Source organism: Nitrospirota bacterium, from assembly GCA_020851375.1.
GTDB lineage: Bacteria > Nitrospirota > 9FT-COMBO-42-15 > HDB-SIOI813 > HDB-SIOI813 > RBG-16-43-11.
This window is the reverse complement of sequence record JADZCV010000023.1, coordinates 58,879-81,020: the sequence shown is the minus strand read 5'-3', so window position 1 is coordinate 81,020 and position 22,142 is coordinate 58,879. Positions and strand designations below refer to the sequence as shown.

9 protein-coding genes are annotated in these 22,142 nt (G+C 50.0%); 8 read left to right on the top strand and 1 reads right to left on the bottom strand.

The annotated features are described in order from the left end of the window. The 8 genes from IT393_05145 to fsa all read left to right on the top strand — a co-directional run. On the top strand, positions 1-9,863 hold a 9,863-nt coding region (locus tag IT393_05145; GenBank protein ID MCC7202037.1), incomplete at its 5' end, for a right-handed parallel beta-helix repeat-containing protein. Then, a complete protein-coding gene (locus IT393_05140; protein ID MCC7202036.1) occupies positions 9,860-13,843 on the top strand; it encodes a hypothetical protein in 3,984 nt (1,327 codons plus the stop codon). The genes IT393_05145 and IT393_05140, both read left to right, overlap by 4 nt. 25 nt (positions 13,844-13,868) lie before the next feature. Then, positions 13,869-14,651 carry a rhodanese-like domain-containing protein gene (locus tag IT393_05135; protein MCC7202035.1) on the top strand — a complete coding sequence of 261 codons (783 nt, stop codon included), beginning with the start codon at positions 13,869-13,871 and terminating at the stop codon, positions 14,649-14,651. Between the two features lie 226 nt (positions 14,652-14,877). Next, positions 14,878-15,579, top strand: coding sequence for a hypothetical protein (locus IT393_05130; GenBank protein ID MCC7202034.1), 702 nt, complete (start codon positions 14,878-14,880; stop codon positions 15,577-15,579). Further along, on the top strand, positions 15,576-17,255 hold the full coding sequence (locus tag IT393_05125) for a hypothetical protein (GenBank protein ID MCC7202033.1): 1,680 nt from the start codon (positions 15,576-15,578) through the stop codon (positions 17,253-17,255). Before IT393_05130 ends, IT393_05125 begins: the two co-directional genes overlap by 4 nt. Before the next feature lie 46 nt (positions 17,256-17,301). Further along, a complete protein-coding gene (uvrA, locus tag IT393_05120; GenBank protein MCC7202032.1) occupies positions 17,302-19,863 on the top strand; it encodes an excinuclease ABC subunit UvrA in 2,562 nt (853 codons plus the stop codon). Continuing rightward, positions 19,860-21,155: a (Fe-S)-binding protein gene (locus IT393_05115; GenBank protein MCC7202031.1), complete on the top strand. Its 1,296-nt coding sequence runs from the start codon at positions 19,860-19,862 to the stop codon at positions 21,153-21,155. Before uvrA ends, IT393_05115 begins: the two co-directional genes overlap by 4 nt. 11 nt (positions 21,156-21,166) lie before the next feature. Continuing rightward, on the top strand, positions 21,167-21,817 hold the full coding sequence (fsa, locus tag IT393_05110) for a fructose-6-phosphate aldolase (protein MCC7202030.1): 651 nt from the start codon (positions 21,167-21,169) through the stop codon (positions 21,815-21,817). Positions 21,818-21,863: 46 nt separating this feature from the next. Here fsa and IT393_05105 read toward each other — a convergent pair whose 3' ends face one another. Next, positions 21,864-22,142 carry an HU family DNA-binding protein gene (locus IT393_05105; GenBank protein MCC7202029.1) on the bottom strand — a complete coding sequence of 93 codons (279 nt, stop codon included), beginning with the start codon at positions 22,140-22,142 and terminating at the stop codon, positions 21,864-21,866.

The window sequence follows — 22,142 nt, the reverse complement described above, 5'->3', positions numbered from 1 at the left end:
GCAACAACACGATTACGGGGAATAGTAACGGTATATATGTGAATGCGGGTGGTGGCGTTGCGCCGGCGATTGACGGGAACACGATTACCGGCAACACGAACTGGGGGATTTATTATACCGGCGCTGTCGCCGCGCCTGCGATATCCGGGAACACTATTACAGGGAACATGACTTCGCTTTTCATCCCTGCCAGTTCCCTGCCGGATGAGACGAATGTACTTACGCCCAATACGCGGAATTATATCGGGATCAGGGGAAACAATATCCAGACAGATAAACACCTGAGGGTCTGGGATAAAGGGAGCCCGAATGAAATCAATACCTATCTGTTGGACAGCGGCGACATTACGGTTCCCGCTTTCAAATTCCTTACGATTGACCCCGGCGTAGTAGTCAAGTTTGCATCCAATACCGGGATAGTTGTGGACGGGGCCATGATTGCGAATGGCACGACCGCTGAAAAGATTGTATTCACTTCATACAGGGATGATATCTATGGTGGTGATACAAATAGTGATGGCGGCAATACTATACCTCTAAATGGTGACTGGCGCGGGGTCACCTTTAATGATTCATTCTTTGAGGCTTCTTCGAGGGTGAATAATGTCAGGATAAGATATGCCGGGGGTAACGGGAGCGGTGCGCTCTATTTTTATCAGGCCAATGTCCCTGCAGAAAACAATGAGATATCGAACAGCTCGACCAACGGCATCCGGATCTATTCCGCCTCTCCGGCGATTACAGGTAACACGATCTGGGGTAATAGCGGCGATGGCATTCGTGTAGAGCAAGGCTCATATCCTGCTATCACCTTTAACAGTATCTCGACCAACCTCTCAGATGGCATTGAAGTCATCAACAGTTCTAACCCAACTGTGACGAATAACCAGATCTTTATGAACCGTGGATACGGCCTGCTTAACGGGACAGCAAACATGATAGATGCCACGCAGAACTGGTGGGGAGATCCCGACGGTAGCGGGCCGTATCATTCAAGTACAAATACTACAGGCAAGGGGGACAGGGTCAGTAATAATGTGGCTTATTCCCCCTTCCAGACTACAGTTGCAACAGAGTTCTCTTACCGTAATTTCAGTGCAGGCGCAGGCTCGACCGGTGGATCCATGACAATCCCTGCCCTGACCCAGGGGACTTTGTCTGACATGTGGGACCCCACAACCCTGAGACCTGACCGTACCATGGCCTGGGACAGCAATGTTGTCATACTTGACTACACAGGACTTAATAGCAGCAAGCGCTATAAGCTCCGTACCAGTTATTTCTACGGCGATGCAGGTGAGGTCAGTGTACAGAGCCTGACAGACGGGAATGGCAACCCTGTACATGGCTCCATGAAAATGCCGACAGCAGCTCCGGTGCAGTATGAATTCTCTATACCATCATCCTACTATGCCACCGGGAACATCACGCTGGAGTTTGTTCATGATAACCCAACTACAACCCTGCGTGCAGCAGTGACAGAGGCATGGTTGATGGAGGATATCATTGAGTTAAGCCCGCCCCGTTTTGAGGCAGTGGAATACAATGACAGTGATGGCAGCGGTACTCTTACCACTGGTGATGACTTCTATTTCCATTTCTCTGAAGAGATGGACACATCCCTCCTTGTTGATGGTAGTGCTGATGCTGGTGCGAATGTCCGGCTGGTTTCTTCAGGCGACCGCGTTTATGGAACGGTGAATCAATCCAGATGGAGTGCCGATGGCAGGACAGCCATCGTGACGCTCACGGATGGCTTTACAGTAACCGGCACAGAGCTTATAACACCAAACGGTCTTAAAGACCTCTTTGGGAACCCATCTGTTGGTACTCAGAGTCTCAATACAACTGATACCATTGCACCTAAATTCATGAGCCTGAACTGGATAGATCAGGATGCAAGCGGGAGTCTGAGCCTTGGTGATAAGTATGTCTTCCTGTTTAGCGAGGCCATGAAGACCTCTGTAATTCAGGACGGCACACAGAATGCAAACGTCTATCTCAGGCCTTCAGGCGGTTTCCGTTATGGTGATGTTAATACCATAAACTGGAGTTCTGACAGAAGAGAGTTAACTGTTACGGTTACAGCGGGATTCACCATCCATGGTGATGAGCTGATAGTCCCGGCTGTGTTCGTAACCGATGTCGCAGGAAATACAGTGACGGGTTCTCATTTCCTTTCGGGCAAGGACAGCACGCCGCCGGTATTGGTGAATATCGTCTTTGATGATGCTGATGGCAGCGGCACTGTGACCACAGGTGACCGGTACTTCTTCAGGTTCAATGAGCCAATGAAGACGTCTGCCCTGTCTGATAACACAGTCGAGGCAAACGTCAACCTTCCGCCTGCAGGCAGGAAGTACGGCAATATAAACCGCATTGTATGGAATAACGACCTGACAGAGGCATCCGTTGAGATAACATCAGGTTTCACTATAACAGGAACTGAGGTTGTTGATCCGACAGACCTTGTTACTGACAAGGCCGGTAATCCCGTAGGCAATACCGGAGTCTTAAACCTGGTTGACGTCATAGCTCCCAAGGTTTCAAAGGTAAAAGCATTCTACATAAGTCCGGTAAGCGCTACAAACAATTACCGTCTGACGATTCAATTCAATTCTTCCATGGATACTACCGCAGAACCGCTGGCACTCCTGACCAGTACAGGCGGCATCAATCCGGTTATACCGGCCGGCGGTACATGGATGACGACCCTCTATCCAAACGATACATATTCAACGCCTGATATCGTACTATCTCAGGGAATGGACGGCATAATCAGCCTTAGCGTGTCCGGCGCAAGGGACTGGGCTGGTAACACCATGCTGCCGGCAGTAAATATATTCAGTTTCATACTGGATGCGACCCCGCCGAACAACCCGAATGTATCAGTAACATCTGTGGGATGCAGTTCCGCGACATTGTCATGGGTTGGTTATTCTGCACCCTTTGATCTGGCTGGATTCAAGCTCTACCGCTCTACTGCCGGGAGCTTTACTACGGTTACAGGGCTCAGTTTTACGGACCTCATTGCCCCTTCTGCACGGAGCTTCGTGGTCAGCCAGCTAAGCCCCGGCACAGATTACCACGTTGCTGTTACAGCCATGGATGCAGTTGGTAACTTTATTCCGGCAGTGGTTTCACACCCAATCACTATTAATCGTCCGGTGCCGCCGCCGGTCGCGATTGCGGTTGGTTCCGGAGCTGATCCGGATCAGTCGGTGCTGTCATGGACCGGTTATAACACAGGTACCCTGTGTGGATTCTCAGGATTCAGGGTCTATATGGCGGAGACGGACTTTACTACTGTTACAGGCCTTACGCCATTAGCGACGCTTGATTCATCGGTGTCGCAATATACGGTATCCGGGCTTGACCGGGCCAGGACATACTACTTTGCCGTTGTCGGCTTTAACAGCGCCAATGAGTTTAATGATGCGGTGACTACAATCTCCTGGTCTGATCCTTATGCGGGCGATATTACCTCTGACATGACAATCGGCGGCGGCGTGCTGAAAGAGGTCATGATCAGCCAGACGATGGTTATAAAGAACAATGCCGTTGTGACAATTGCGCAGGGTACGACCCTCCGCTTTGCAGACGGCGCCGGGATTACGGTTGAGGCAGGGAAACTGGTTGCCGACGGCACGGCACTTAAGCCCATTACCCTGACCTCTGATAATGACATTCCGGCTGGGACGCCAAATCCAGGGGATTGGAATGGCATCACCCTTTCCGGTGGTGACACAGGATCTCTGCTGAGGCATGTCTTTATAAAGTATGGTTACGGACTCCGTCTCAATAGCAGCGCCCCGACTGTGGATGCATTCACCGCGCTGAACAACAACGGCGCCGGGCTGCATCTAAGCAGCGGTGCTTTCCTGAATACCTCGGATGCCTTATTGCGCTATAACGATATAGGTATCCTGGTTGAGACAGGGGCCGGGCTTACGATCACGAATTCAGTGATCAAGAATAATACAATAAACGCATCTTCTGATAACAGTCAGACGATAAATGCCGTTGGAAACTGGTGGGGCTCCGCAGATTCAGCGATTATTGGAAGCAGGATTACCGGCAGTGTCACTTTTGCCCCATTCCTGACATTTGAGCCTGTCCTGACGCCGGCAATGGCGACTGCAAGCGGAGAGACGCGTGTGGGTGTACGCGATGTTTCATTGATCCTGGCAGGCCGCAACGCTGAAGAGATGCGGCTTAGTGAGGACTCTGCTTTTACAGGTGTCTTCTTTGATCTGTTCTCTCCAAATGCCATCTTTACCCTTTCTGAAACCGGAGGTGACAAGACAATCTTTGCCCAGTTGAAGAGTCCGACAGGGACTGTCTCAACGCCGGTTTCTATCCCTGTGACTTACGTTACAGAGGGGCCGGTGATAAATATATTCAGCCTTGCAGAAGGACAGGTTATCGGGCGTCCGTTAACAGTGACTGCCGGGGCCACTGCAGTGCTTGGTGTTGATGTAATCAGGTTCTATGCAGACGACATCCTTATATCAAGCAGTACAGGGACTGCATTTACACATCTGTGGGATGTAAGGACGCTGACAGATGGGATTCACAGGGTGAAGCTACTGGTCCGTGACCTGGCCGGGCATGTGACAACAGTGGAAAAGAATGTGACCGTAAACCTTGTACCTCCACCGGCGCCGGTTATCACTGCACCGGCGAATGGGCTTATCGTGACTACAGGTCCTGTGACGGTTCGTGGTACGGCTGAACCATTTATACCTGTAACGGTGAGGAGAAACGGGTTTGTTGTCGGGACGCCTGTTGCAGGCAGTAATAGTCTCTTTGAGATTACAAATATTGCGCTTCAGGAAGGCGCCTCTAAATTTGTTGCCACGGCATCTGACAGCGTTGGTGTCAGCACTAACTCCAATGTTGTAACCGTCGTGCTTGATTCCGGGGCGCCGGCAGCTCCTGTCCTCCTGTCAGCAACAGCCATACCGGGCAATGGGGTTGACCTTGCATGGAAGTTTGCAGATAACGGCGAGCATCCGTCAAAATTCAGGGTCTACCGCCGTGCCTCAGCCTTTACTGATGCCTCACAGGCGACTCTGGCAGCAAACAACGTGACGACAATGTTATACAGAGACAGAAGCCTTGCGGACGGGACATGGTTCTATGCCCTTACAGGCGTGGATGATGCGGGCAATACCAGCCAGCTTTCCAATATTATCTCAGTAACCTATGACAGTACTGCACCGACATTGGCCGTCAGTTACGGAAGCGTTCCGCCTGTTGGGGCTGGGTTGCTTGCCTTGACTGTGATATCCAATGAGGCGCTGGTGACTGCCCCGGGTCTTACGATAACACCTGCAGGTGCAGGTTCCCCGATTACGGTCGGCCTGACACGTGTGGATGAACTGACCTATACCGGTAGTCTTAATGTGACAGGAGCCACACCATCAGGAACAGCATCTGTGTTTGCCTCTGCAAGGGATCAGGCAGGGAATGCCTTCTCAGGTTCACCTTCGGGTCTGCAACTTGTTATAGATACGAGGGGGCCGTCAGGCCCTGTTTCAACAAGCCCTGTTGAGCCGGTACAGGTGTTGAATAATGTCAATGTTGCCGTGACGCTGTCATTGAATGAATCTGTAAGGGTGAATACGATTCCTGAACTTATATTTACCCCTCCTGCAGGCAGTCCGGTAAACATTGCAATGATTGGTTCCGGCAGCAGTTGGTCCGGCACGCTCCCTCTCAATCCTGATATGGGCAGCGGCCTCGGTCAGTTTGCCTTGTCTGCAGAGGACAGGCTTGGTAATGTGGGTACAATCATAACTGCCGGAGGAAGCCTTGAGATATATAATACTGCCACGCCTGAAGCAACAGAGGCGCCTGGTAACCTGGCGGCAGTCTCGTGGCCGGCTGGTGAGGTGAGGCTCTCATGGGGGGCAGTGTCTAAGGCGGAGAGCTACAGGGTGTATCGCGGGAGCGCCCCCTGTGACACAATACCAACAGAAATAGTTGACATGAACCTTACAGGCACCAGCTATACCGACATCCCCCCAGTTGACGGCGCTTATTGCTATGGAGTTACAACGGACCGCAGGGGCGCAGAGAGTGTGATGTCATTGCCTGTACAGGCATTGTCTGATCGGCTGGCCCCTGATATGCCGGAGAATGTTGCCGTGAACCTGGGTACAGCAGGCGTGCGGGTCACATGGGGTTCACCTTTATCCGGTGAGTTGCCGGCCAAATATTTTGTATACCGCAATGGAACCAGGATCAGGACAGTTTCAGCCGGCGGTGCAGGGAGTTTTGAAGCGACAGACTATCCTGCAACAGGCGGCAGTTACAACTACGTAGTTGCCTCGGCCGATGTTATTGGAAATGAGAACCCTGCTGCGCCGGTAATCTTTAATCTGACGGTAGGTGCAGTAAGCAGCCTGCAGGTCTTTATCAATAACAGCAATGCGCCAATACTTGCATGGACCAGCAGTGATCCAACAGCGGTTGGTTATAACGTCTACCGTGGAGGCATCAAACTAAATAGTGCGCTGCTGACGACCCCTTCTTTCACAGATATATTCTATGCAGGCGCCTCACGCGTTGAATATGCCGTCAGAGCTGTTAATGCTGGTGGAGAGGAAAGTCCGCCAAGGAAGATAGAGGTCTATCCTATTGTCATATCAGCAATGGCAAATCCGGATGTAAACGGAAACCCGAGGCCGCTCATTACCGGCTACTTCAGTAAATTTGAGGTCTCGGTACAGAACAGGGAGGCTGTGAACTCATTCCCAATGAATCACCTCGGTCTGCGCCTGACAGTAAACGGGACAGAGACCTATTCACATGAACAGGATATTAATCAGATAATTGCAGCGAATACAACGTATGTCAATAATATTATTGTCCCAATAGGCTCATCAACTGATGACCATATTTTAAGGATTACGACAAGGCAAACAGGCGAGGCGGGCAGCACGGTGGTATACCAGCGTGATGTAGTCTTCTCAGGTGTGCAGAATCCTCCAGCCATGATCACTATGACGGTTGATCAGGTTCCACTGGCCGGCGGGTTAAGTATGGTCAATGTGTGCGTAAGAAACCCCGGCTACACTGACATGGATGTTGTTGTTAACCGTGCCAATGGGACAGAGCCGGGTGATATCTATGTTGCCATTATGAACGGGGAAGGCCTTGAGATAAGCCGCGGCACTTACAAAGGTTACCCTCCGGGCACCAGGATTTCGTCCGGAACAGGGTATGTAACGATTCCGAGCGGCGGCAGTCTCTGTGTAGATGTTCAGGTGCTTGTACCTGCAAATCTCGAAGAGGGGGCGATTATTACATTTACCGGTGTCGTGGATAAGTTCAGCTATCAACTGACCGGCGCGGCACTTAACGGCACTGTACAATTAACAGGGACCATGCAGTCCGGGATTACCCTGTCAGAGTATTACGGCACTGCCCAGGCTGACAGTGATGCCTACTCAAACAACGATGTAATAAATATCAGCGGCCAGGCGATAGATCGCAGTACAGGAGATCCGAAGCCGGACACCCCGCTTAAGATTGGGTTCTATCTCCGCGGGTTCAAGTGGTTTGTTGATATCACAACGGATAGTGCAGGAAATTACAGTTATCAATACCACCCGACACCGGGCATAAGCGGTGAATTTATAATCTGGGCAGCACACCCTGACGTATACGATACTATTGATCAGTACCGCTTCTCGCTGTTCAGGGTATATATCTCCCCTGTACAGGCCTCGATCAGGTCATCAAAGGCAGATACATTTAATTTCAATGTGTCCCTGTACAATCCGGGGGATACGCCTCTTACCGGATTTTCGTCACAGTTCCGTGCCTATACAATAGATGCCTTTGGAAATGAAATAGATGAACCCACGATACAGGGACAGGCCAATCTGCCGTCAGGTTATCAGGTTCAACCGGGAGAAAAGAAGAATGTATCACTGCAGTTGTCCGCTGATATGGATGCGCCTTCTGCAGCCAATGTGGAATATATGCTGAGTTCCGCTCAGGGCGCGTCAGTGGTCTTCTACGGGTCAGTTACCCTCGCCCCTGCTGTCCCGGTTATCACGCTTGAGAGTCCGGCTGCAGGTTATGTTCAGGTAAGCGCTGCCCGCGGTACGGTGCGCACCATACCTGTAACAGTAAGAAATAACGGCCTCAGGGAACTGCTTGATGCTGAGATGAGTGTGCCTCAGGATGTGACATGGATATCCACAAACCTGCCGAGATCCGGTTCAGGCAAGGTGCTGCTTGGCACCATAGGGGTTGGAGAGGCCCGGACATTTGATGTCGTGATTACTCCTCCTTCTGACACTGCCTTTGGTGATCACTCTGATAAATTTGTCATCACCGGATCAAACTCCACTCAGCAGACGAATGTAAATGTTTATGTCCTTGTCACATCACAGCTGAAGGGTTCTGCTCTGTTCAGGATTTATAATAATCTGGGCCAGCGTGTCGAAGGGGCGACGGTGCGGACATTTAATAATGTTATCCATGAACAGATAGTATCACCGGATACAGATATAAATGGAGAGATTCAGTTGGACGGACTCAATCCCGGAGACTGGTCATATCAGGTGAATGCGCCAGGGCACAGTTATGTAAATGGTGTTATCACTGTTGTTGCAGATCAGTTGATTCTGGAAGAGGCTGAACTTAACCGGAATCTGATCACTGTGACCTTTAATGTGGTGCCGGTTCCATTTACAGACAAGTATGAGCTCAAGATTGAACAGAGGTTTGAGACACACGTGCCGGTTCCGGTCCTTGTGATTGACCCCCCTTATGTCCAGCTTGCCAACATTACACCTGGCTTTGAGACAACCTTTATTGTAAAAGTTTCCAACTTTGGATTGAAAGGGCTGGATAATGTGATTCTTGAGACTGCTGATACCGGTACTGCACGGTTAGAACCGTTAATCTCCTTTATGCCACGGTTAGGCGCTATGGAGACAGTAGAGGTGCCCTATCATATTACTTACAGAGGCAATGTCAATGCACTCCCTCCGGGTCCAATTGGCGATTGTGCGGAGGGGCTTGTTCCAGGGATTGACTTTGGCGGACTTACTGACGCTGTCCAGGGGATTGGGGCTATAGTTCGTGGAAGTACGAACTCTTATATCTCCCAGGCGGAGCGAGAGGCAATGGGAAGACTTGCGGTAGGGCTTCTGGTTGGAATACATGCGGCGAATTTTGCGCAAAATGCTGCAGGGCTTGGAAAACCCGTAGAATTCCTTGCGTCGAGTGCTGCCCAATTTGCCGGCTGTTTGATAGGTTCTGTTATCTCAAGTGCTCCTGGTCCAGGTGGCACGCCTCCACCGCCTTACCCCAGCCAGCCAAACTATCTTACTGGTAACGGAGGACAGGGTTGTTTTGCAGCAGGTACACCAATTCTTATGGCAGACGGGGGTGTTCAGAAGATCGAGGAGATACGGGCTGGTGACAAGGTCATGACCTATGACGGTCATGCCGGGGTTGTTAAAGAGGTTTATGTCCGTGAGTCTGATCACATCCTTGAACTCAGGTATCGCCGGCAGAATAGTGAAGGGACCTCGCTCATTAGCCGTCTTGAGACCACTGATGAGCATTTCTTCTGGGTAAAGGGTGATGATAAATGGGTTGCCGGCAGACTCCTTAAATCCGGGGATCTCCTGGTCCTGCCGGATGGAGAGGATGCAGAGATTGTTGAGATCATTCGTACGGAACAGCCTTCGGTTGTGTACAACTTTGATGTGGATGAGTATGAGTCATATTTTGCAAACGGGGTGCTCGCTCATCAGAAATGCGGCGGTGAAGAAGAGACAGGGATAGAAAAGAAGGTAAGGGAATATCTAAGTTCTGACGGGGAAGGCAGATGACGCTTAAGAATATGAAAAAATATCTCTATCCGGTGATAGCCGCAACCTGCCTGGCATTGGTATTTATGACAGGGAAGGGCCAGGCTGCGCAGCAGTATCAGGGGCTCTGCTCATATGTCAAGATAGAGATACTTCAGGAGCTGACCATGGAAAGGGTCGGCTTTCTGGCAACACTGGAGGTTACGAATAACGAGGGTGATGCCAGTATCACGGATTTTTCTGCGGCACTGACCTTTGGTATGGATGCAGGGGACGGTACTATCACAGATGCGTCGAACCTCTTTTTTGTCCAGCCGCCAAAGATTAAAAGCATCACGGCAATAGACGGCACAGGTATTATTTCTCCGGGTCAAAAGGCTGTAGTTGAGTGGTTCATCATCCCCAAACTGTCAGCCGGAGGCACAACACCTGATGGCAGGCAATACGCGATTGGAGCCCAGCTTGCCGGTTCCATCTATGGGATGGAGATCTCTCAGGATGTACTCCGTGTCCTTCCGGATACCATTACAGTCAAACCCGACCCTGAGCTTGAGATTACCTATTTCCAGCCCAGGGATGTAGATGGCGATAATCCATTTACACCACAAATCGTTGAGAGCCCGATCCCCTTTACCCTCGGTGTTATGGTAAAGAACGTAGGATTCGGTCAGGCAAGGAGTGTAAAGATCGCCTCTGAGCAGCCCCGCATAGTTGAGAATCTTCAGGGCCTGCTTGTGGTCCCTCAGCTTATAGGGTCCCGTGTGGATGACCGGCAGACAGACAGTACGTCTCTGACGGTAAATCTCGGAGATATTCAGCCCGGCAAATGCCGCAAGGGAGCATGGGATATGATAACCACCCTTTCCGGTGAATTCACAGAGTTCAGGGCATCATACACACATGCACCTGAACTGGGCGGCCGGGATACGTCTCTCATAAGGGATATAAACGCCTGGTTTATGGTACACGAGGTCATGAACGATCAGCCGGGGAGGGATAATCTCCGCGACTTCCTTGCAGAGACACTGGGGGGAGAGCAGCTGATACCTGATACCCTGTATGAAAGTGACTGCAACACGTTGCCGGTAAATCGCCTTGACAACGTCGGGGTGCTTGCTTACAGCGGTTATTCAGCAACGGTCAGGGCCACGGCAGACAGAGAGAACTGGGTTTTCATGCGTGTTGACGACCCGGCCCAGGCAAGGTTCCGTATCGGCAGTGTTGTCAGGTCTGATGGAAAGGTGTTAAATCCCAACAACTATTGGACCAATATCCGCTACAGGCAGGGTGACAATGCGAAGCTTACATATCTCAATATCTTCGACTTTGTTGCGCTGGGTGAATATCAATACACAGTTACTTACGAACCAATCGGGACCGATACAGAACCGCCGGTAACGACTCTTCTGCTTTCCGGGCAGAATAAGAAGATAAACGATACTTACTTTGTCCTGCCTGAGACACAGATATTCTTTATTGCAGAGGATTACAGTCCGGTTGGGACATATTATAAATTAGATTCAGCCCCTGATTTTGTCCCTGCCTATCCATTCAATATTCAGGGGGCTGGTACTCACATCCTTGAGTACTACTCTGCTGACCTGGCAGGCAACGAAGAGACCCATCAGATAGCAACGATTGCAGTATCAACTGCTGACCCAGGGATTGAGAATATTACAACGGATTCTGAGACGCTCTTCATAGCCGGAGATTCCATCTCTGTGCGTCCGACCAGTGTAACTGTCGGATTTAATGGTGTGGTTACAGCGGACAGCCTCAGTGCAGACATGGATGTCTTCCGTGGCGTATTTGGTTATCCCACTTTAAGTGGTGTTCCATCCTCTCCAATCAGGAGTGGTAATGCGGCTATCACTGTCGGGGGTGAGAACGTTGATTTCTACCGCTACCGCCTCGGCAGCGGTGCATGGAGCGGGGAGTTCCCTGTTTCCCAGGCGATTAATCTGACAGGGTTTTCAGGCCCGGTACTGCTTTCTGTATCAGGCCGCAGCCAATATGGAAGCTATCACCCTGATAATGAGGCAGTAGTAGCCGCGTGGACAGTTGATGCGGCAGCAGAGCCTGTAGTTATAACAGGTGTGCCTGCAATGCCGAGCCGGTTGGCCGATGCCGCCCTTTTGGTATCCGGAAGCGCCTATTATTGTTACCGGCTGGATGGTACCTACTACAGGCCGGATACAGGTGCCGGAGCGCCTATTATTCTTACACGGCTAAGTGATGGTGAACATACAGTAGAGGTGCGGGCAAGAGCGAGTGCAGGCACGTCCTGTCCTGCGACAGGCGCTGGTACAATAGTACGCTGGTCAGTCAACCGGCAGTATGGCCTTTCCTTCCCGCTCGTGGCAAGGGTGCGGCATCACATCCTTGGCCAGGTTGATGCAAACACAACAGGGTTTACCTGGGATGGCAGAAATGATAGTGGAGTAGTGGTCCCGCCCGGGTGGTATTCTGTCAGGATAACAGTCAATGATGGGCTTGGCCGTGCAGCCGGCGCTGTCAGACTTGTCTATGTTGGTGACATGGTTTCAGACGGGTCTCTCCTGTCTGATGCAGGCAATGCCGGTCAGAAGGAGGCATATGCCTTTGGCAAATGGGTGGTGTGGCAGGATCAGCGCAATGGAAACTGGGACATATTTGCACTTGATCTGAGCAACAGCGCTGCTTCTCCTGTCGTCCTAACAAATAATGCCCTTAACCAGGAGCGTCCGCGCACAGACGGCAGGTTTGTTGTCTGGGAGGACAGGCAGTCAGATGGCACATGGGATATATGGGCTAAGGAGCCTGGCAGCGTCAATCCGGCTTTTGCTATTACCGAGACTTCGGAGTTTGATGAGAGAAAGCCGGTTATTTACTGGCCGTGGGTTGTGTACCAGACAAAGCCTGTTTCAAATCCCGGCGCTCCATGGCAGCTCATGGCATATAACATGATTACAGCAGTCACAGAGGCCGTAGATGCAACAACACAGGATCAGCTTGATCCGGCTATTCACCATCAGCTTGTAGTGTGGCAGGACTTCAGGGATGTGGGTTATGGCGAGATATACCTTAAAGACCTGCGGACAGGTGATGTTCGCCGTATAACAAACAATCCAGGCGGTCAGTACCACCCGGCGATATTCAACCAATGGATTGTCTGGGCTGATAACAGGAACGGTCAATTTGATTTATATGGATACAACCTGAGGCGAAACGCGGAGATACGGCTTACTAATACACCTGAAGATGAAACGAGACCATATATTAATGATAAGTGGGTAGTCTACACAGAGGATTCTGCAGGGGAGCTTGACATCAATCTGCGGCTCCTTCACCTGTCGAATCTTGCAAGCGTCCAGTTAACGAATGCAGAGTCTGAGAAGGAGAAGCCTTCACTGGCATCCGGAAGGCTCATCTGGTCCGAGCTGCACAGCGGCCGCAGTCAGGTAATGGCTGGAACACTCCCGGACCTTCAGCCTGTGTTTGACAACCAGAATACCGTAGCAGTAACAGAGGGGATGGTTTCAAATCAGGGAGATGCCTATACACTTCTTAAGTTATGGAATGAACAGGCTGGTGTATCAGAGATCACGCGCTATACCACACTCCTGCCGCAGCCTGTGGCAGATACAGTGCAGTGGACTGGTGGTGCACCAGCCGGCAATAACTTTGCCTTGGAGTCGGGAACATTCCTGTGGGTCAGGTTTAATGATACAAATATCCTTGACCTTGGCCAGGGCACATGCACAGATATTAATCTTGCTGCAGGGGCCAATGTCTTCAGCTATTCCTGTTTCCCTGATCACTACTCGGCGTATAATCTGATCCGTGAGCTTGGCACAGCAAACGTCAGGGCGATCAGACTGCTCGACTCTGAGACCGGCCGCTGGGAGGCTGCATCTGTTTCAGGCGGACTGATTGTTGGTGAGGACTTTGACATACCGTCTGTTGCAGTAGTTATGATAGATATGAAAGTACCGTTTGGCCCATGGAGGCCGGGAGAATAATAGTTGGATGAGGAGTGATTTTTGTATGAAGAAAAAGATTTGTACCGTCATTATAGTGGCTATCATGGGTCTCTTTGCAGTCCCGGAGACAGGGTCTGCCCTTTCCCCTGAAAAGCTGCAGGAGATGCTGGAGCAGGGAAGCAAGGTAACAATAATAGATATCAGAAACAGTGAGATATACAGAGAAGGACACATACCTGGAGCTATAAGTATACCCGCTGCAATTATCAGTAAAAAGCAGCTTCCACCTGTCGGTGCCGTAGTCGTTTATGGAGACGGGATACGTACTGATCTGGATGAGGAGGCCGCAGATGCACTGAATACAAGAACCGGTATACAGGCAGCGGTGCTGGAAGGCGGGTTTTCTGCGTGGGAGTCGCTGAACCTTCCAACAACGCATAGGAGCGGTTTCAGCGAAGAGAGGCTTGAGTATCTTTCGTATCAGGATCTTGAGAAAATTACCGCCGGTAATCGCGACATAGTACTGGTTGATATGAGGAGTACACAGGCAAGCGGGAAGCCAGACAGTTCCCTTACAGACTTGTCCGCAATATTTCCTGGATTAAGTATCATAAGGATGCACAATAAGTTACGGTCAGATGGAAATGAATGGGATTTATCGGCGGTTACTGGTAGAGGCGGGAAGGATACACAATATCGCTGGCTTTACATATTAATTGATGATGGTAATGGAGAATCGGAGAAGGTTGCTCACAGCCTGAAGGCTGCCGGCATCAGACGTATGGCGATACTCACCGGCGGTGAACTGATCCTGCGCCGGGGCGGATTGCCGGGGCAACAAAATTGATGGGGTCAGGCATAAGGGATTTGAATGGGAATTTTCAGGTGAACCGTCATGAGCCCTTCGACTGTTCGGCACGCTTACAGCTCAGGGCTCACCAGGGTTCATGAAAACGTCATTCCCGCGTAAGCGGGAATCCAGACCGATTGCATGGTTCTGGATTCCCACTCCCCGCTTAAATCATGCGGGGACAGGTTCCGTGGGAATGACAGGTACGTAGGAGCATTTTCAGGTGAAAAAGATTAGGACAATAACAGGTTTGCTACTTTGTTTCTTCATAATTATCAGCTGGGCGCAGGTTTGCTTTCCGGCTGAGACTGGTGATATTTCCCGTGAGACAGTTGCGGGACGTATGACGGCCATGAATGGTTTTGTCTGGCCGTACGGTTATGACATAGAGATGAAAGACGGGAAAGTCTTAGTTCATGTTGCGATTAACCTCATCCCGGCTGATGGAGTTACCCAGGTAGAAGTAGACAGGGTGAAGAGTAAATGGAAAAAAGATATCGAGCGCATCTGGAGTGCCAGGTTTTCTATCGTGACGCCGGCAGGGGAGAGTTATCCGGTGATAATTGATGCCGTATTTTCAGGTACCAGTTTCCATCACGACGTCCTTGTTCACCAGGGCAGTGGAAATAGTGATGAGCTCAACTGGCACCTGCTGAACAATCCTGAGATGACTGCCCACGAGTTTGGCCATATGGTCGGTGTCTATGATGAATACAGGAGAGGGGCAACAGCGTCTAAAAACGAAATTACGGACTCCACGAGCATAATGAAGAGCGGTGCAAGCGGTGGTGTTACCCACGCCCGCCACTATGAAGGATTTAGAAAGTGGTTTGCTGATAGTACCGGACTGGACAGAGTTTTATTAATGCCTTTGAGTGAAGGCGGGGATGTATTCGGATTAAACCAGAGAGAAGCAGGGCTATGAAGAAATTATTGCGGCACTGGATAAACATTATGGTTATACTGGCGGCTATGCTGTATCCGGCAGCCTTCTCCTGGTCTGCTGTCACTATCCAGGATGTCTCGAAAGCTGATGTAACGTCCTCTGGTTTTGCCATTGTATGGCAGGCTTCAGGTTCCACCACACCAGGTATATCCATTTATTCAGACCCTGCCGGTAACAATGAGATAACCTCTCAATTGGAGGTAATTCTATTCCCATTATATGGCGGAAATCCTGGGATTACAGGAGAGTATGAACGGGAAGAGGATATGGAGTCGCTCCGTTCCCATGCCGGCACAAAAGGTCTTATGAAGGTCAGTGTCGCCGGTTGTCTGCCGGAGACGACCTATTATTACCGGATCTTTTCCAGGGTAGAAGGAGGAGAGGTTGCACAATGGTCTTCGGGTGCATTGTCCTCTGTTACTACAACGAGGGAGAATGCATTTATCTCCGATTCGAAGCAGATGCTTGTTACCATTGATAATCAGGGTGGTGCGGTTGATCCATACGGATGGATGGTTATTGCCTATAGCAGTGAGAACCCCTTTGGCGTCTCTTCATATGTTGGTGATGGCGCAGGCACTAATCAGGCTTATGTCAATCTCAGCAATCTGTTTGGTGCTGACGGGGTTAACTGGAAACCGTCCGGAACAAAAGACATTGTAATTGAGGTGAGGAGTGGTATAGGCGCGGGAATAAGTTACGAGACATTCCCTCTCAATTTCTCGGATAATTTTTCTGTCTCTGCGCTCTATCCCGTAACTGCAGGAGAGCCGGTTGTTGACACGGATAATGACGGGATCCCTGACGACTGGGAGACATTACATGGACTTGATCCATCTGATCCTTCTGATGCCCTGTTGGATAATGATTCAGACGGCCTTACTAACCTCGAAGAATATCAAAACAGGACTGATCCCAATGATCCTGATACTGATGGTGATGGCCTGACTGATGGATGGGAAGTGGCCAGCGGGCTCAATCCTTTGGATGACGGGAGCATAGATCCAGGCAATGGGCCGAATGGAGACCCGGATAATGATGGTTCCACCAATATTGAAGAACTCGGGGCAGGGAGCGCCCCCATGAACGGGGACTCATTGCCAGTCAATATAGATATCATGCTTCACAGCGGGTTTAATATCTTTGGCTATCCGGTCAGTGCATCCACCTCATCATATGGTCTCCTTTCAATGCTTGGTGATGATTCAGAGATAGAGAAGATTATGGTTTATGATAAGGCTTCCGGCAGTTACAAGACAACGTGGTATGAGTCAGCCTCCCCGGCAGGTGATGATGTTGCGGTAGGATATGGCGACGGTATCATAGTATACTCAAAGGCAGATAAGACGGCTTCCTTTAGCCCGTCAGTACATCCTGGCAACTCGTATATCGAATGCGTAACTGTTGACCTTAATGCAGGGTTGAATGTGGTGACGTTCCCATGTGTGCCCGCAGGTTTAAGCGGCTATCAGCTCCTGCAGGCGATTGGAGATGACACAATCGTGAGCAGTGTACAGAGGTACAATAAGGGCAGCGGACTATTTGAGACGGCGTTTTACCACAATGGCCAGCCTGCAGGTGTTGACTTCCCTCTTGCAGCAGGTGAAGGGTATCTTCTTTACATGAAGCAGTCCAGGTCAGGGTTTAGGCCTTGATGCCGGACTTATGTCATAACAGGCCTTTCTGTGTTAAAATATCCTCATGTCACAGCAGGGTATTGTCATCAGGGGTGCGAGAGAGCATAATCTAAAGAATATTGATGTAGTAATTCCCCGCGATAAACTTGTCGTCATTACCGGTCTCAGTGGTTCCGGAAAATCATCGCTCGCCTTTGACACCATCTATGCCGAGGGACAGAGGCGGTATGTAGAGTCACTTTCTGCATACGCACGGCAGTTCCTTGAGCAGATGAGCAAGCCTGATGTTGATTCCATAGAAGGTCTTTCACCTGCCATATCAATCGAACAGAAGACAACCAGCAGGAATCCCCGTTCTACGGTCGGTACAATAACAGAGATATACGACTATTTAAGGCTGTTGTTCGCCCGGATAGGACATCCGTACTGTTATCAGTGCGGAAAGGAGATCACTGCGCAGACCGTTCAGCAGATGGTTGACAGGGTGCTTGACCTGCCTGCTGATACAAGGCTTCAGATACTTGCACCCATTATCAGGGGGAGGAAGGGAGAATACAGGAAAGAGCTCTCTGACCTGAGGGGCAAGGGTTTTATAAGGGCGAGGATTGATGGAGAGATCAGGGACCTGGAGGGGGAGATTACATTAGACAAGAATAAGAAGCATACGATTGAGATAGTGGTTGACCGGATTGTCCTGAGAAAGCCAGAAAACGCCGCTCATGATGACAAGCTGGGGAGGAGGCTTGCTGATTCTGTTGAGACCGGCCTGAGGCTTGCGGATGGCATAGTGGTGATAAATCAGATAGGAGGAGAGGACATACTGTTCAGTGAAAGGCTTGCCTGCATTGATTGCGGTATCAGCTATCCGGAGGTTACCCCCCGTGTTTTTTCATTCAACAGCCCGCACGGCGCATGCCCCGGGTGCGATGGTCTCGGAGTCATCCTTATGGATGAGGGTGAGGAAAGTGCGGCATGTCCGGTATGCAACGGCAACAGGCTAAAGAAAGAGGCGCTCTCAATAAGAATACATGGAAATTCCATAGTTGATGTAACGAGGTTATCAATCAAATCCGCTGTACAATTTTTTAATACACTTAAACTCAGTAAGCGCGAAGGATTTATCGGGGAGAGGATACTCAAGGAGATCAGAGAACGCCTGCAATTCCTGTCAAATGTCGGCCTTGATTATCTGACCCTTGACCGTGAGGCGTCAACATTGTCAGGTGGGGAAGGGCAGCGCATAAGGCTTGCGACTCAGATAGGTTCAAGCCTCGTAGGTGTGTTGTATGTGCTGGATGAGCCGAGCATTGGCCTGCATCAGAGGGATAATCAGAGGCTTCTTGAAACCCTCAAGAGGCTCAGGGATATTGGCAATACCGTGCTTGTCGTTGAGCATGACGAGGAGACCATACGGGAGGCTGACTATGTCATTGACATGGGCCCTGGCGCAGGTGTTCATGGCGGAGAGATAGTGTCATCAGGAACGCCTGCCAGGATAAAGAAGGATAAAAAGTCCCTTACAGGCCGCTACCTGGCTGGGGAGCTTACAGTATCATTGCCAAAACGACACAGGAGACCGGAACGATATCTTACTGTAAAGGGAGCGGTCAGAAATAATCTCAGGGGGATAGATGTCTCCATACCGGTAGGACTATTCACCGCTGTTACCGGGGTTTCGGGTTCAGGAAAGAGTACTTTGATCTTTGAAATCCTTTTTAAGAATTTATCAAACAGGTTATACAAAAGATCCAGGAGTAATGACGGCTGCAGGGAGATAACCGGATTTGAGGAATTTGACAAGGTTATAAACATAGACCAGTCGCCGATAGGGAGGACGCCGAGGTCCAACCCTGCGACATATACCGGTGTATTTACCCACATACGGGACATGTTTGCCCAGATTCCTGAGTCAAGGATGCGGGGATACAGGGCAGGCAGATACAGTTTTAATGTGAAGGGCGGCCGTTGTGAGGCGTGTCAGGGTGACGGTCTTATAAAGATAGAGATGCACTTTCTCCCTGATGTCTATGTCACATGTGAGGTTTGCAAGGGGCAGAGATACAACAGAGAGACTCTGGATATTCATTATAAGGGGAAAAACATTGCAGATGTGCTGGATATGACGATTGCCCAGGCACTCGATTTCTTTGAGCCAATACCAATAATAAGACACAAGCTTGACACATTGCGTGATGTGGGTCTTGAGTATATCAGGCTTGGCCAGTCGGCAACGACCCTTTCAGGTGGTGAGGCCCAGAGGGTCAAGCTGTCAAAGGAACTATCAAGGCGTGCGACCGGACGGACCATGTATATACTCGATGAGCCTACGACAGGTCTCCATTTCGCCGATATCCAGAAGCTCCTTGACGTGCTCAACAAGCTTGTAGATGCCGGCAACAGCGTGGTAGTCATAGAACATCACCCGGATGTAATCAAGAATGCAGACTATATCATAGACCTTGGGCCTGAGGGGGGTGACGGCGGCGGAGAGCTTGTGGCATCCGGCACGCCTGAGGATGTTGCAAAGGTCAGGAGGTCGCATACAGGCGGATTGCTGAGAGAGATGTATCAGGGAAATGGGAAATCAGTTCCCCCCTTTAGTAAAGGGGGGAGAGGGGGGATTTGAACGGAGCATTTCAGATGAACTATCTCGCATCAGTCAAAAACGAGGTCGCAAAGTGCATCAAGTGCGGCATCTGCATGGCAGGCTGCCCTACCTATGCTGTGACTAAAGATGAGACCATGGTGGCCCGGGGCCGGCTGAGCCTTATAGGGGCTGCCATTACCGGGCGCATTGAGACGTCAGAGACGCTTGATAACATTATAACATCGTGTATCGGGTGCCTCACCTGTGAGGTGAACTGCCCGAGCGGGGTCAGGGTTGGGGACATAATCTTTGCTGCAAAGGCCCAGATGGCAGAAAACAGGGGGCTTGGGATCGTTGGACGGTTCATGTCGCAGGTTGTTGCAGGGAACAGGTGGCCGCTTTCCATCGTTCTCAGGATGTCATCCATTCCTGCAAAAATTTATAATCTGCTGCCGGAAACATGGCCCTTTACCGGAACTCTCCCCTTTGTAAGAAATAATAAGAAAAGAAAACTGCCTGCTATCAGCAGCCGCCCCCTGACTTCCTCATATCCTGAGGTAGTCAGGACAAAGTGCAGTCCGGCAAAAGGGGTCGTGGCCTTTTTCCCTGGTTGTGTAATAAACTTTTCCACCCTGGATATTGGAAGGTCAACGTTGAGTGTATTAAACAAACTGGGTTATGATGTAGTTATTCCGAAAGGTCAGTATTGCTGCGGAGTTCCTCTGATGTCCCTTGGCGACATGGAAACTGCAAAAAAAGTGGCTGAGAAGAACATCGAACTCTTTTCCGGATATGAGTTTGAGGCAATTATCGTTTCCTGCGCGACCTGTGGACATACACTTAAAAAGGAATATCCTTCGTTGCTAAACCACCCTGTAAGTGTCAATCCTGAAATGGTTAAACGTTTTTCAGAGAAAGTTACGGATATTCACGAATTTGTTCATGGCAGGAATCCCGTGAACAGGGAAATCAGCAATGTTGCATCTGGAGACAGAATTAGAGTAACATACCATGATCCATGTCACCTGAAAAAGGGACTGGGCATATACAGGTCTCCAAGGGATATCCTGAAATCTATAAGAGATGCAGAGTTTATAGAAATGGATGAGGCAGATGCCTGCTGCGGCTTTGGGGGCATATTCAGCCTCAGCCACTATGACCTTGCATCAGATATTGCTGACAGAAAGGCAGCGAGTATAAGACGCAGCAATGCTGAGATAGTTGCAACAGGTTGTCCCGGTTGCAAGATACATATAGAGGATTCACTGAACAGGGCAGGTATGCCGGTGCGCGTGGTGCATACAGTGGAATTACTGGATAAAATATTATAAGGGGGGGGAATATGAAATTTTTTATAGATACAGCAAACATAGCTGAGATTAAAGAGGCTGTAAGCCTCGGTCTTATAGACGGGGTTACTACAAATCCATCTCTTGTATCGAAGGAGAACAGGGAATTCAGGGAACTTATCAAAGAGGTCTGCTCTGTCGTTGACGGCCCCGTTAATGCAGAAGTAATATCCCTGGATGCGGATGGCATGGTAAAAGAGGCGCGGGAGCTTAGCGCCATCCATGAGAATATAGTTGTAAAGATACCGATGACACCGGAAGGTTTAAAGGCCGTGAAGAGGCTTACAGCGGAGAATATAAAGACAAATGTCACCCTCGTGTTCTCACCTTCGCAGGCGCTTCTTGCAGCAAAGGCAGGTGCTTCATATGTAAGCCCCTTTGTCGGACGCCTTGATGATGTGTCCTATGCAGGTATGGAACTAATCGGACAGATAAGGACCATCTTCGATAACTATGGATACACAGCTGAGATAATTGTTGCAAGCGTAAGAAATCCAGTGCATGTAGTTGATGCCGCAATGATTGGAGCAGATGTTGCAACGATTCCATTCAAGGTGCTGCTGCAGCTGGCCCAGCATCCGCTTACTGATATAGGCATCAGGAAATTCATGGAAGACTGGCAGAAGGTTCCCGGAAAAAAATAAAGGGAGGGCATTAAGCCCTCCCTCTCTTCACGTTACGTTTTATAAATTACAGCATATTCTTTAGCTTTGGGGCTGGTTTAAAGGATATGGTCTTGCTTGCCTTAATCTTTATTGTCTCACCGGTCCTCGGATTTCTTCCGGTTCTTGCCTTGCGGTTTCTGACTGAGAAGGTTCCAAATCCTGGATAAACAAACCGCCTGTCCTTCTTTAAGGACCTGGACAGCACCTCAAACATGCAATCAGCAAGTTCCTCTGTTTCCCTCTTGCTCAGGGTCATCCCCTTTGCACCTTTCTGGATAGCATCAACAAATTCAGCTTTCGTCAT